The sequence below is a fragment of the Pantoea phytobeneficialis genome, from assembly GCF_009728735.1.
GTDB classification, from domain to species: Bacteria; Pseudomonadota; Gammaproteobacteria; order Enterobacterales; family Enterobacteriaceae; genus Pantoea; species Pantoea phytobeneficialis.
Window position 1 is genome coordinate 106855 of record NZ_CP024638.1, and the last position, 12477, is coordinate 119331.

Consider the following 12477-nt stretch of genomic DNA (forward strand, 5'->3'; position numbering starts at 1 on the left):
CTGGTTAAAGGTCATTTTTGGTACACGCACGCCGCGTCCGCTGTTGAAAGCTTTTACAAACGCCGTTGCCTGTGCGAGGATTTGCGGGTCAAAAATCATATTACTCTCCTGAGAGTCTGGTCTTTGATGAGGCAGCCAGCTCGAACTGGCCGCCGTAATGAAGCAGGGGCAACCCTGCTTTTTTTACGCCTGTACGTTGCCGCCCTGCTCCAGCTCAGCAGTCAGCCACTTGCTCGCCTTCAGCCAGAACTGATGCGCACATTCAGGAAGAGCAGGTATTACGGGAAAAAACATCAGGTGAACTATGTGCGCTATGACGACGACTTCATATGCTCAGGGATCTCCCGCGAGTTACTGGAGAATGAGGTAAAACCCCTGATAGCTACGTTCATGCAGCAACGGGGGCTTGCGCTGTCTGAGGAGAAAACAGCGATAACGCATATCGAAGAAGGCTTCGACTTTCTGGGGCAGAACGTCAGAAAATACGGCGGCAAGATGCTGATCAAGCCAGCCAAAAAGAATCTGAAGAACTTCCTGAGCAAAATCAGAAGATTAATTAAGGGTAATCCGACACTTCCGGCATGGAAACTGATTAACCTGCTCAACCCCGTGATCCGCGGATGGGCTAACTATCATCAGCATATCGTGGCCAAAGATATCTTTAATTACGTCGATACCCATATCTGGCGGGCAATATGGCAGTGGTGTAAACGGCGGCATACCCGTAAAGGCCGGCGTTGGGTTGCAGATAAGTATTTCACGTTCGGGGACAGGCGCTGGCTGTTCAGCGCAGCGACTCCAGAGGGTAAAACACTCTATCTCACCCGGGCGATGGATACGCCCATCAAACGCCCCATCAAGATCAGGGGCGACGCAACCCCTTATTCGCCCGGCATGGAAATCTACTTCGAGCGGCGTCTGGATCTGATCTGGACCGGAAAACTGAATAAGATGAAAACCGTGGCGGCATTGTGGAAACGTCAGGGTAAATGCTGCCCGCGTTGCAGACAACTCATCACCAACCAGACAGGCTGGAATATACACCACCGGTGTCAGGAAGGTTATGGGCGGCAGCGACGATATGTCCAATCTTGAACTGCTACATCCCAACTGTCACCGTCAGTTACACAACAGGGAAGCCGGTGCCCATAACGGGTATTTATAAAGGCTTGAGCGGTATGCGGGGAAACTTGCACGTACCGTTCTCAGGGGGCGGTAGCGCAGTAATGCGCTGCTGCTACCCGACCACGCTGTTGCTGTTAAAACGTAGTTTTATGCGGCGGGCAGTCGAAACTGACAGGAAAACCTCAGAAGCGGGACCCGATTTGGATATTGTGGCTATACGCATCCGGGCGGAGGGAACCGGTGCGCCAGCACCGGCTTTCCCGGTCCGCAGGGCGGCGGTGTTGCCGTTTCGGGCTGGCAGATAGCGCAATGTAACACCGCGCCTCTCAGCGCGGGTCGATCAAATCCACGACCATCGACAGTATCTCGTCCATGATGTGTGGGGCCACCTTAGTGCTGTAGGTGGCCTTACGTGCAGCCAGGTCGAGCGAACGCAACTGATAGCACAGCGCAACGCCCGTCACCTTACCGGATTCGGTGCTGTCTCCGTCTAACCAGACCGTCACGGACTGCGAACGCGCGGCACCACCACTACTCGTTATCGGTACACAGACCGCCGTACCGAGCGCCGCAACAAGCTCCCTGGGGGAAATCACCAGGTAATAGTGTGGCCCTTTAAACTCCTTTCCTTCAACCGGATCGCCGTTAACATGCCAGATTTCACCTTTCTGCGGGATTCTGCGCGAAACCATCAGATAAACTCCCTTCCCTGTGGTCTCTCATTCGCGCCGTCGCTGATTTCGTCGTTTAACTGGCGGATTTCATCCTGGTCAATGCCTGCCAGTAGCTGCGCCACTGTCTTACGCCCACGGGCAACGCGACCTGACGGGCGAATACTTACAGCATCCCCTTCAGCGGTAACGTCCAGCAGTGTGCCAACGCTCCAGCCTGCTCTGGCTGCAATGTCGCTTGGGATGGTCAGCACAACCGCCCCGCCCTGTTGCCTCAGTTTTGTTACTGCCATATGCCCTCCGGCGTGTGTAACTTTGTCACACTTATAATAGCATTAAGTGAAACAAAGTCACACTTTATCGATCCTTTAATCTCCTTTTTTTCGTTCCGACATATCGTGTAGGCATACTCTGCGTTGTTGTTTATCACCGGCCGGGCAAAGGATGTTCCGGGCCGTCAGTTTGTTCGGCATCAGCCAGCGGTTCATCGCTTTCTGCGCGCTGTCCATGTACAGCGCGCAGGTGTATTTCCCCCGCCACTTCACAGGCGACATCTCCGGCGTACAGCTGAAGGGTTGCCGGCTTGCCGGTTAGCGACATAGGGCTCGACGACCCGGCTTGCCGAGGCGCCGAAGGGGGCCCATGCTGTTGCTGTTGCTGTTGAAATGTATTTTTTTACGGTGGGAGCCTCACGAAGGTGGAAGATGATTCAGACACACGCATGATGGACATACACGGCCTGCCGGGAAAGGACGGTGCACCAGCACCGACTTTTCCCTGCCCTCAGGGCGGCGGTGTTGCATTTTGCGGAACGAGCTGGGGGCACAGGAAAAACCGCGCCATTCAGCGCGGTGTGCGCAGGTTTGTGCCAGAGTGCGTTACTTTACGGCGCGGTGAGGGGCAGAACCGACATTCATACCCGGATGCAGATGAACACCGGAAACATCGGTGGTTTCACGCGCCTTATGCAGGTCGCAGGCAGCCTGCATGGATAACCACAGGCGCGCCGCAATCCCCAGCTCCGCCTCCAGCCGTACTGCCATTTCCGGGCTGACAGATGCCTTTCCGCTAGCGACCTTGCTCATCGCCGAAGCTGACACGCCCAGCTCTTTCGCCAGCACACGCAGGCCGATGTTATTATCTTCAATGTACTCGGTGATCAGACCGCCCGGATGCGGGGGAATGAACATGGCCATCAGTGGTAGTCCTCCAGGTTGAGAATATAGGCATCGCCGTCCGTGAATTCGAAGGTGATACGCTAGTTAGCCCTGACCGTGATGGAAAACAGGTTTTTCCTGTCTCCCTTCAGGGGGTGAAACCAAAGCCCGGATAGTTTCTGAATTCATCCGTGGAAAGCGCCTCATCGATGGCCAGCAGGCGGAGCCGGACGCGTTCAGCGCCCTTCGCCTGTACGCCGCTGATATCACCTTTTTCAAACAGCTTCTGTAATCCTTTGTGCTTCCAGCTTTTAATCACTTTTCGGCTCCGCGTTTCCCATTGAGAAACAGTATATCATTTTTTTCTCAGTCTCGGTCTGACGGCGTCTGGGTCGTCAGCTTGTTGGGCACCACCCAGCGATTCATTTCTTTTTGAGCGCTGTCCAAGTGCAGCGATCGCAAATGAATTTCCCCGGCTACCTCACAGGCGGTATCTCCGGCATACAGCTGAAGTGTTTCCAGGCCGTCCAGCGACGGAAAGCATCGCGCCCAGGCGGCGATCATATTTTTCATATCGTTTTCCGGTACTCTGTCACACTAGGCGGCAAACCAGCTGCGTAATTGCACCTGACTTGACTACCCATTTGCATTTTACTTGGCGACCGTTTGCAGATTACTTGACCATTGCCAACACAAATTGGCGTATAGCTCACGTCTCATGACGAATCCCGATCTGAACGGCTGCAGTGTGCCAGGAGCGGAAGTTGGAGTGCCAGAGACTCTAAAAGTTGGTGGTTCTTTTTGCAGGGATGCTTACACTTGACTGGTGGAGGAAGTCTCCCATGGATTCGGCTCTGCATGCATATCAGTCCGACATGGCGCAATTCTGTATCCCGTGACGTATCGAGACAGTTACGAAGCCGTTAAGTCCTGCATCTCGTCATAGATTATGTTGAGCTTCCTTCTACTCATTACAGTTTATATCCCTGTGCGATGTCCCAAAGCCGTGCGAATAGTCACCCTTATAGGCGCGACGTTACCAAAACCCTTTCATGACGTTTCCCTAATAATGGAAACATCATAATTTATTGTTATATTTAATTAGTGACACTGTCGCAATGTGTTTCTGACTCTTATTTTGTTTTCCCTCTGACACTTCCCTCAGGCCGTTATAACGCCTTTATCCTGGCGTTTACTGCAAAGATCCCGTTCGCTCTCTATAGCTTATATAAGCTATAGAGAGCAGGCTTATACGGCAGCACTGCATAAGCTAGAGAGAGAGTTGAGATAAGCTGTAGTGAGTACAATACTTAGTTATCACGCCACCCCACAAATGTTAGCAATCACTAACATATTATAAATCATGTGGTTATATGTTAGTGGTTACCAGGGCGGTAGCACAATATAAGCTATAACAAGTAGGCTACTCCTCTCATGCTATATATAAGCTATAGGGAGTAATATATCTGTTCTGTCACGTCCCGATAAGCTGTAGTGAGTAATTCATGGCCCATGAGGATAGTCAGCATAAGCTGTAGTGAGTAAAAAATGTGATGCCCTACCCTTTTGGCAGGCACCGGACAGGCCTTCTGCTCACTATAGTTTATTTCATAAGCTATAGTGAGCAGAATACATAAACTATAGGGAGTAACAGCCACCGATCAAACATGAGAAGATGATGATAAAAAAATAATAAATCAGGATATTAACCGGATAAGATAAACTGTAGGGAGTGTAGTGGGAGGTAACATAAGCTGCAGTGAGTAACCTACTCACTGCAGCTTATCGGCTTATTTGCCTTTGAAGAGTTTTTCGAGATCGGCCATAGAAATGCCTAACTTACTCAGAAGGTTGAGCTTTTCCTGAAGCTCCACATCAACAGGTTCAGCAGGTGTGACAGGCACTGGTGGTTGTGCGTTTTCAGCACTCTCGTTCCTGGGCGCTTTCAGCTTTGGCCGACGATAATGCACATTAAAATAGACGCTACGCCCCCGTTGCACCTCGGAGTAATCGAGATATCCAATCTCCTTAAGTTGCTCCATAGCACGCCGTACCGTCTGGTTTTGCGAAAACACCGGTGACTTCAGGTTCAGCCTGTCACGCAAGCGAGCCAGTGAGATCGGTGCCGGATTCTTTGGCAGGCTTTCGATATAGGTGTACAGCGCCTGAGCAGACTCACGTCGCTTTAGCGCATTAATCGCTTTAAGCTGCAAAAGCACCTTACGATCAAACTCATACAGCTCAAACAGTTTGGGATCCGCTTGTAAAATCACGATATCTTTTTTGGTATCGTAATAGGCTGACTGAACCAAATGCGTGATGTATTCCTTACCATCTTCCCCCATATTGCTGGTAAAGGAGATCGTTGTCGCTGCGATACGCTTCAGAGACGGACTGATGCGCTCTCTGAGTTTTTTGGAAGAACGGCTGGAGGGGATTCCGCAGAGTTTGGCAAATTCAACGAAGGGAAGCTGTACCTTGTCACCGATGACTTTATGTTTGGCAAAAGAGTGAATGATCCCGACCCAGGTCTTGAAATCATTGTCCATATCCAGGCGCGGACCGACTATCTCGACTTTGTCAAATCCCTCTGCTTTAGCCAGCGAAAGTCGGGTCAATTCTTCCGTTGCATCAGTGGTAGAAAAGGTTTTATTTTTACTGTTTTTCAATGACTTAAGCGTAGGGACAAATACACCGAGCCTCATCAATGCAACGGGTTGAACGGTATTATTTGCATTCGGCGTTAGCGTGATCACCTCACCTGTAATTTTGTCCGTTTCTTCAAACAATTTTTTGAGGTCAAGATTTTCGCTGTCCACAGGCTTTCTCACGGTTTTCGATGATGATCGACAAAAGGATCGAGGCATCTGGATTTGTGAATGACAGAACAACAACTCACGCAGGGCGAGCCTAATTGCATGAAGACAGGAAGAAAAAACTATCCACAGCAATATCTGTGTTCAAGGCGTTTGACTCACTATAGCTTATGTCGCTTTCTAACTACAGCTTAGATTTAACAATCTATAGCTTATTATAAGCTGCCTATAGTTTATAATTTACTTTCTATAGCTTATGCAATACCCCTTTCAGGCCAGAACTGGTGCGGGCTGGCGCGATCGGGGATCTCTTTGGGATCTATATGGGATCTAAAATGGATCTAAATTATTGGGATCTGGACTGTGGATAAGTGGATATCTTGCTGACCGTTCTCAGTAATTCTGAGGCTTATGTGAAAAATGCGAAGTCAAAATCGTTCTGCAATAAGACAAGTTTTCCGGCTTATACAAACCCTGGGTAAATCCTCCCCCCTGATAAGCAGCTTTGTTGACTGTTAGGGATTAACATTCAGCTTGTCAGAAGCAAGCTGAGCACAACATGGTGCCTATAAGCGTGTGTACGTCATCCTGTGTGCCTTAAAGACCAATTGCGGGAAAATCCTCTTTCTTCTTTCTGGTGAAGCCGTGTGGGGTTCTGCAGGGTGGTTTCCTTACACCTAGAATATAAATTTATCGGCCTGATGATCATGACGGATTTCTTGCGAAGTGAAATGGATCGACAGCACTGAACAACTGATCCTGAACTGACAAAATCACTTAAAGGAGAAGAACGAGTTACAACGTCACAAGTTAGTTATTATGTTGTTAAGATGATAACTAACTTTCTTGATAATATTGCTTACTGAAGTTTCGCTCTGCTGATCAACACAGAGATCTCTTCATCAGAGAAACGCTCCAGACCTAGAATCGCAGCACGTACAATATCCGAACGATTAACCCTCGTGCCTCCGGCAAGAATTTCATTACGTATACGGTTATCAATCTCGCTAAGATTTTCGTCAGTGAAAGAGATGCTGACAGGTTTTGCTTTAGCTTTCTTCACAGGCTCTGCTTCAACTGCATTTACGTCTGGAGCGGTATTGGGTGACAACGCTGCTGTGCCACCATTGATAAAGTCGTTTTCTCTGTCTTTCATCACACTGGATCTGTTTCTCATAGAATGACCTCCTGGATCAGTCTTTCGACTTCATCTTTCGCTTTTCTGTTTTCTGTTTCATAGATGGTCATGGATTCAGCCCAAGCATCTCGGTGCGCTTTACGATCACAAATGCGGGTATCGGCCAGTTTCATTTGAGGGAAATCTTCCAGTACTTGAGCAGCCTCGTTGCCTTCATTTACGAACATGTTGGTAGGTGTCATGTTAAGCACCAGATATCCTTTAACATCCTCATTGAAATCTTTTGCGGCTGTAAACACCGAGCAGGTATGTGGCACGACATCGAGGTCCATCTGAGAAGGACGCAGCGGTGAGATAAAGACATCAGCGGCCATCAGGCCACTGCGCATCTCTGCACTGTCTCGTCCGGCGCAGTCAGCAATGATGAAGTCATAGGATTTTGCGTGCTCTTTCAGCATCGCTTTAATATTGCCAGAAGCACCAGTGACGGGAATATGTGGCAGCGATTCCGGGCGATTGTTGTACCAGGTCAACACAGATTTTTGGTCATCGGCATCAACTATCAATACCCTGTAGCCACGGGAAAGTAAGCCAGCCGCAATCGAAACAGCCAGCGTACTTTTGCCAACCCCACCCTTCTGGCTTCCTAAAACGATAATCATTGATGAGCTCCATTGAAGACGACAAAAACAGGAATAACTATGCCTGTTCATCTTAACAAGATAATTAAATAACAACAAGGCAAGAGATTATCTTGTTATAATAGTAAGGTTGTTCAATATAACCACATGAAAATATAGGATTGTTAAGATAATATCATGTTATGATAATGCAGCATTAGGCTTACATTGTTATTATGATAATATCTTATTAAGGTTTTTTCGGTCATATTTTTGAGAGACATGCGATTACAATGTTCGTGGTAAGATGAATGTGTATCAGATGTATCGAATAACCAGGGCGTTTCCTGATGTCGAAAACCCTCTTTTTACTTATCACTTTCAACCTTGAATGACCTGATTTTAAGCGCGCGATATCTCTTGTTATGCTTTAGGTTAAGGTGAAGCTTTGGTGTTGCTCCCTCATTTTATTCTGCGTTATTGTGCACCATCGCTATTCCTACCCCGTATTATCTCTTCCATTACGTGTCGTATGCTGGCTTGATTGTGATATCCGGTATGCCATTAAAAAATTATCATATTATCTTAATAAGATAATAGCTTGGTGTTGCCACCAATAAGAATAGCACCCACTTAACTAACGAGTTGTTATCTTAACTTCATAACAAGACAACCTTTTACGTATCACCTTCAAATCCTCTGCAGCATGAAAGCTGTAGAGTGACTGTTGAAATAAGCATTCGGAGCAAAGTAGCAGAAACGACAATTTCAGAGATTAGTTAACGTACTGAACCAATATGGTGCCATAGCATAAAATGCCCTGAGAAGCTGAACAGCATACGTGACGATTGAGTTGTTATTTTATTTTTATAATATCTTATTAAAATATTAATTGCTATGCAATATAATAAGAAGTTAATATGTTAAAATATTATCTTAATAAGATCGTATCTTATGTTCGTCAGAACACGTTGTTTACACGAAAAAACTGAGCGCGACTTTGTTACGGGTCAAATCCCAATGTTTCCTAATATAGCGCACCGGGTATGATGTTATGCAGAGAGATAAATCGTCCCTCAGACTTTTTGTAATTAGTCCAATCTGTTCTAGGCATCACTTGTGACACGGTTGCCATCACACCGTTGAGCATAACCTTATGAAATAAAATCGATTAGCGCATGCACTCCCGAAAGGAGAGGGTTTGTGATACGGTATTTTCATCTTATTCCTTCTCACATCGCACACACTGATTTATCACAACATGACAACACATCATAACCTTGCAGTAATGCACTGGGGCACCTATCGCGTATCAACCTCCGAAGGCGCATTGACTGGCATAGACCCGGTCGAGTGGGATCGTAATCCCTCGGCAATAGGCCAGTCTCTGGTCGGCACAGTCGATGGTCCGAGCCGTATCCGTCGCCCTGCCGTTCGTTTGGGATATCTGCAACAGGGGCGCGATGCGCGTCATGGACGTGGCAAAGAACCTTTTGTCGAAGTCAGTTGGGAAACAGCCCTTGCGCTGGTAGCCGATGAACTCACGCGAGTAAAACAAACACATGGCAATCAGGCGTTTTATGCAGGATCTTATGGCTGGTCAAGCGCCGGACGCTTTCATCATGCGCAAAGTCAGTTACATCGCTTTTTTAATCAGTTAGGCGGATATACCGACAGCACCAATACTTACAGCCTAGCGGCTGCCGAGCGATTACTGCCCCATATCATTGGGGAATTAGATGTATTGCAAAAACAGCACACGCATTGGTCTTCCCTGGCGGAACACTGCGAACTGTTTGTTGCATTTGGTGGCCTGCCGCTGCGTAATTCCCAGGTTAACGGCGGTGCGGCGAACGATCATTCGCTGAAACATTGGCTGGGAGAGATGCAGCGTAACGGCACTCATTTCATTAACGTCAGCCCGGTAAAAAATGACCTGTCAGGTGTCACTAACGCGGAGTGGTTGTCATTACAACCCGGCAGTGATACCGCACTGCTGCTGGCGTTGAGTTATGTGCTGATTGATGAGTCCCTGTATGATGCGGGTTTTATTGCCAGTCACACCGTGGGTTTTGCACAGTATCGCGACTACCTGATGGGCGACAAAGACGGTAAAGCGAAAGACCCGACTTGGGCGGCGCAGATCACCGGCATTGATGCGCATAAAATCCGCGAGATGGCACGTATGATGGCGGCAAAGCGCACCATGATAAATATCGCCTGGTCGCTCCAGCGTGCGTTCCAGGGTGAACAGACATTTTGGGCCACCGTGGCGTTAGCAGCTATGATCGGTCAGATTGGTACACCGGGCGGTGGCCTCGGTTTCGCCTATGCCAGTACCAACTTGGCGGGTTCAGTACGCCGCACTTTCTCCGGTCCACGTTTTCCGGCTGGAACCAATCCCGTCCAGAGTGTTATCCCGGTGGCGCGGCTTTCCGATATGTTGCTTAATCCTGGTGGGGCTTATCAGTTTGATGGTAAAGAATGTACTTATCCCGACATCCGTATGGTGTACTGGGCGGGCGGCAATGCATTCCACCATCATCAAGATCTGAACCGGCTGGTGGAAGCTTGGCGGCAACCGGATACGGTAGTGGTCCACGAGCAGTACTGGACTGCGCAGGCGAAGTTCGCTGATATTGTCTTCCCGGTAACGACCTCACTGGAGCGTAATGATATTGGCAGCTCCAGTAATGATGGTTATATGATTGCCATGCGTCAGCAGATTGCTGAGCAGGGTGAGGCACGGAGCGATTACGCCATCTTCCATGCACTGGCGGAAAAACTGGGCTTTGGCGACAGTTTCAGCGAAGGCCGTGATGCCGAGGCGTGGATCCGCTTTATTTACGACGCCTCCCGGCCGCGCGCACTGGCTGACGGAATCGAGCTACCTGCTTTTGATGATTTCTGGGCGCAGGGCATGCTGGAGTATGAGCGGCCGGACCAACCGCAGATTTTGCTGCAAGCCTTTCGTGACAATCCTGAGCAAGCACCCTTGCCGACACCCTCGGGGAAAATCGAGCTGTTCTCCCAGACGGTAGCGGATTTTGGCTATGATGAGTGTCCGGGTCATCCGTTCTGGTACGAGCCGGAAGCGCAGTTACAACGCGAAACGGCGACGCGTTGGCCGTTGCACCTGCTTTCCAGTCAGCCACGAACTCGTCTGCACAGCCAGTATGACCACGGTAGTGTCAGCCGCAAAACCAAGATTCAGGATCGGGAACCATTGTGGTTACACCCGGAGGATGCGTCGGTGCGTAATATTCACGAGGGCAGCGTGGTGAGGGTGTTCAATTCACGCGGTGCGATTCTGGCAGGTGTCCATTTGAGCGAAGATATCCGTCCCGGTGTGGTGCAGATGTCGACAGGGGCCTGGTATGACCCGCAAGATCCCCACCAGCCGGACTCACTCGACAAACATGGAAATCCGAACGTGCTGACGGAAGATCGTGGCAGTTCAAGATTAGGGCAGGGATGTAGCGCGCAGAGCTGCTGGGTAGAAATTGAGAGTTGGGATGAGCCGCTGCCTGCGGTAACCGCATTCCAGCCACCGGCGTTTGTACAGGGATGACGCGCATTGCGAGGCGTCGCGACTCGGTTTTCTCCGTAACTTTTTATGAGTAACAATATGATAAATAACAATAAATAGTGAAATTTTCAGCCTGAAAACTCCGTAACACAGATACCATTTCCACTGATTGGCATCTGTGTCACATGCCTTGCGATGCTTGGTAACACCTTTCGCAATATGACCGTCGAGTAGCGCAATGTATTGTGTAATATCAATTCGATATCGTTATCAAATGAGGTTATGCGCCCTATTTTATGGATTTGCGTTTTCATGTAATCAAGGTCAAATTCGTTGATGGTAAAGAATGAGGGGGCTGAGTCTTTTTTTCGCACCCGTTTGTTGTTGCAGGGTGATGTTGCGATTGCCGTGCTTACCATAGATTTTTTTATAGGCAGCGAGGATGGTATGCAACGGGAGGTTATTTCACGGGGTCATTATCAAGTAGCGAATAAAAATAGATCTTATGAGGGGGAATTTCGGGGTTATTTATTTTACTGCAAACCTCAACGGCACGCATAACGAAGCTTCTGCTTTTCCCATTCGCCTTTTCTCTATTACTGCCTTCTCCGCCATCCGGTATGCAGCCAATTCAGCCTCATATTCAATCGAGATTGCAATTAATACCGTGTATCTCAGCATATAAAACTGGAATATTTCTCCGCATTCAATAAAGCCCGGCGAATGAGCAGCACTTCATTAATACCTCTGGCGAAAAGGTCAATTAATATTAAAACAAACTTTGCTTCAGTAGGAAGCTTACAATATTGAGCATTGTGTATAACAGAATCGTGCACCTCAACGACCAACTTCATCTGAAGGCGTTCCGGTTGGCACTGAGCTGACTAATCGACTCGTTTACCGCACGTCTCAACAACTGAGGTCTGTTGGCATCTCCCTTAATAAAACGCATCACCTGTTCCACCTGAATATTGTCCCGTAATCTTTAGGTCAATTTGCATAACTATCTTTCCAGCCTCTCCTGATTAACTTGGATGTGAACAAACTCAACGTTGGTCGCGTCATACCAGCTTTGCAAATGAGCAATGGGCGTATTGGCTTTAATGCGAAACTAATCCAAATCTATTGCTTTGAGGGTGACCGACTCGCATAAACGAGTTGCTTTTATGGCTTTAAACAAATTTTTGACGTCACATTTCTTGATGGTTTCATTTTGAGATAACGCGTCAAGTAGTGCTGAAGCGTTGGTCAGGTTCTTATCTTCCAGCGCGGGCTGAATTTCCTTAATGATTTGCAAAACCGCCTTGTACGAAGTATCGACTTTAAAAGGAAGTTTCGCCTGGCTCAACATCGTGTCTGAAAGAATGATGAAGATGGGCATCAGGCCAAATTGTAACACGCGAGTGGGAAACGTGAGTGCA

General features: G+C 48.3%; 11 protein-coding genes and 2 pseudogenes. 3 read left to right on the forward strand and 10 right to left on the reverse strand.

What is annotated here, in order from left to right; genetic code table 11:
- Nucleotides 1–126 precede the first annotated feature (126 nt).
- Together CTZ24_RS23775 and CTZ24_RS26780 are read left to right on the forward strand one after the other, a co-directional pair.
- Nucleotides 127–1095: a group II intron maturase-specific domain-containing protein gene (locus CTZ24_RS23775; protein ID WP_244634080.1), complete on the forward strand. Its 969-nt coding sequence runs from the start codon at nt 127–129 to the stop codon at nt 1093–1095.
- The gene (locus CTZ24_RS26780) at nt 1082–1165 is read left to right on the forward strand and encodes an HNH endonuclease (protein ID WP_244634089.1); all 84 of its coding nucleotides are present in this window, start codon (nt 1082–1084) and stop codon (nt 1163–1165) included. The genes CTZ24_RS23775 and CTZ24_RS26780 overlap by 14 nt, the downstream gene beginning before the upstream one ends.
- Before the next feature lie 286 nt (nt 1166–1451).
- Here the strand turns inward: CTZ24_RS26780 and CTZ24_RS23780 are convergent, their stop codons facing one another.
- From CTZ24_RS23780 to CTZ24_RS23820, 9 genes and pseudogenes are all read right to left on the reverse strand, one after another.
- Complete coding sequence (locus CTZ24_RS23780; RefSeq protein WP_208726674.1) at nt 1452–1817, reverse strand: type II toxin-antitoxin system PemK/MazF family toxin; 366 nt, start codon at nt 1815–1817, stop codon at nt 1452–1454.
- Nucleotides 1817–2089: an AbrB/MazE/SpoVT family DNA-binding domain-containing protein gene (locus CTZ24_RS23785; RefSeq protein WP_208726676.1), complete on the reverse strand. Its 273-nt coding sequence runs from the start codon at nt 2087–2089 to the stop codon at nt 1817–1819. Before CTZ24_RS23785 ends, CTZ24_RS23780 begins: the two co-directional genes overlap by 1 nt.
- A 133-nt stretch (nt 2090–2222) precedes the next feature.
- Nucleotides 2223–2396: a hypothetical protein gene (locus tag CTZ24_RS23790; protein WP_208726678.1), complete on the reverse strand. Its 174-nt coding sequence runs from the start codon at nt 2394–2396 to the stop codon at nt 2223–2225.
- 278 nt (nt 2397–2674) lie between these two features.
- The gene (locus tag CTZ24_RS23795) at nt 2675–2992 is read right to left on the reverse strand and encodes a HigA family addiction module antitoxin (RefSeq protein WP_208726680.1); all 318 of its coding nucleotides are present in this window, start codon (nt 2990–2992) and stop codon (nt 2675–2677) included.
- Nucleotides 2992–3272 (reverse strand): annotated as a pseudogene (locus CTZ24_RS23800) (type II toxin-antitoxin system RelE/ParE family toxin). Before CTZ24_RS23800 ends, CTZ24_RS23795 begins: the two are co-directional and overlap by 1 nt.
- 47 nt (nt 3273–3319) lie before the next feature.
- Nucleotides 3320–3535: pseudogene (locus CTZ24_RS23805) on the reverse strand (plasmid SOS inhibition protein A); the annotation flags it as partial.
- Nucleotides 3536–4743: 1208 nt separating this feature from the next.
- The gene (locus tag CTZ24_RS23810; protein ID WP_036627116.1) at nt 4744–5742 is read right to left on the reverse strand and encodes a RepB family plasmid replication initiator protein; all 999 of its coding nucleotides are present in this window, start codon (nt 5740–5742) and stop codon (nt 4744–4746) included.
- Nucleotides 5743–6628: 886 nt separating this feature from the next.
- Nucleotides 6629–6946: a hypothetical protein gene (locus CTZ24_RS23815; protein WP_036627006.1), complete on the reverse strand. Its 318-nt coding sequence runs from the start codon at nt 6944–6946 to the stop codon at nt 6629–6631.
- Complete coding sequence (locus CTZ24_RS23820) at nt 6943–7569, reverse strand: ParA family plasmid-partitioning AAA ATPase (protein ID WP_021185341.1); 627 nt, start codon at nt 7567–7569, stop codon at nt 6943–6945. The genes CTZ24_RS23815 and CTZ24_RS23820 overlap by 4 nt, the downstream gene beginning before the upstream one ends.
- A 1219-nt stretch (nt 7570–8788) precedes the next feature.
- Between CTZ24_RS23820 and CTZ24_RS23825 the strand changes: the two genes are divergently transcribed.
- Nucleotides 8789–11098: a molybdopterin-dependent oxidoreductase gene (locus CTZ24_RS23825; RefSeq protein ID WP_208726696.1), complete on the forward strand. Its 2310-nt coding sequence runs from the start codon at nt 8789–8791 to the stop codon at nt 11096–11098.
- 1069 nt (nt 11099–12167) lie between these two features.
- Here the strand turns inward: CTZ24_RS23825 and CTZ24_RS23830 are convergent.
- Complete coding sequence (locus CTZ24_RS23830) at nt 12168–12455, reverse strand: hypothetical protein (protein WP_208726698.1); 288 nt, start codon at nt 12453–12455, stop codon at nt 12168–12170.
- Between the last annotated feature and the right edge of the window lie 22 nt (nt 12456–12477).

What these genes read in the sequence shown, in the direction of transcription:
- CTZ24_RS23775 (WP_244634080.1), top strand. Translation starts at nt 127, where the DNA reads ATGAGGCAGCCAGCTCGAACTGGCCGCCGTAATGAAGCAGGGGCAACC.
- CTZ24_RS26780 (WP_244634089.1), top strand. Translation starts at nt 1,082, where the DNA reads ATGTCCAATCTTGAACTGCTACATCCCAACTGTCACCGTCAGTTACAC.
- CTZ24_RS23780 (WP_208726674.1), bottom strand. Translation starts at nt 1,817, where the DNA reads ATGGTTTCGCGCAGAATCCCGCAGAAAGGTGAAATCTGGCATGTTAAC.
- CTZ24_RS23785 (WP_208726676.1), bottom strand. Translation starts at nt 2,089, where the DNA reads ATGGCAGTAACAAAACTGAGGCAACAGGGCGGGGCGGTTGTGCTGACC.
- CTZ24_RS23790 (WP_208726678.1), bottom strand. Translation starts at nt 2,396, where the DNA reads ATGTCGCTAACCGGCAAGCCGGCAACCCTTCAGCTGTACGCCGGAGAT.
- CTZ24_RS23795 (WP_208726680.1), bottom strand. Translation starts at nt 2,992, where the DNA reads ATGGCCATGTTCATTCCCCCGCATCCGGGCGGTCTGATCACCGAGTAC.
- CTZ24_RS23815 (WP_036627006.1), bottom strand. Translation starts at nt 6,946, where the DNA reads ATGAGAAACAGATCCAGTGTGATGAAAGACAGAGAAAACGACTTTATC.
- CTZ24_RS23820 (WP_021185341.1), bottom strand. Translation starts at nt 7,569, where the DNA reads ATGATTATCGTTTTAGGAAGCCAGAAGGGTGGGGTTGGCAAAAGTACG.
- CTZ24_RS23825 (WP_208726696.1), top strand. Translation starts at nt 8,789, where the DNA reads ATGACAACACATCATAACCTTGCAGTAATGCACTGGGGCACCTATCGC.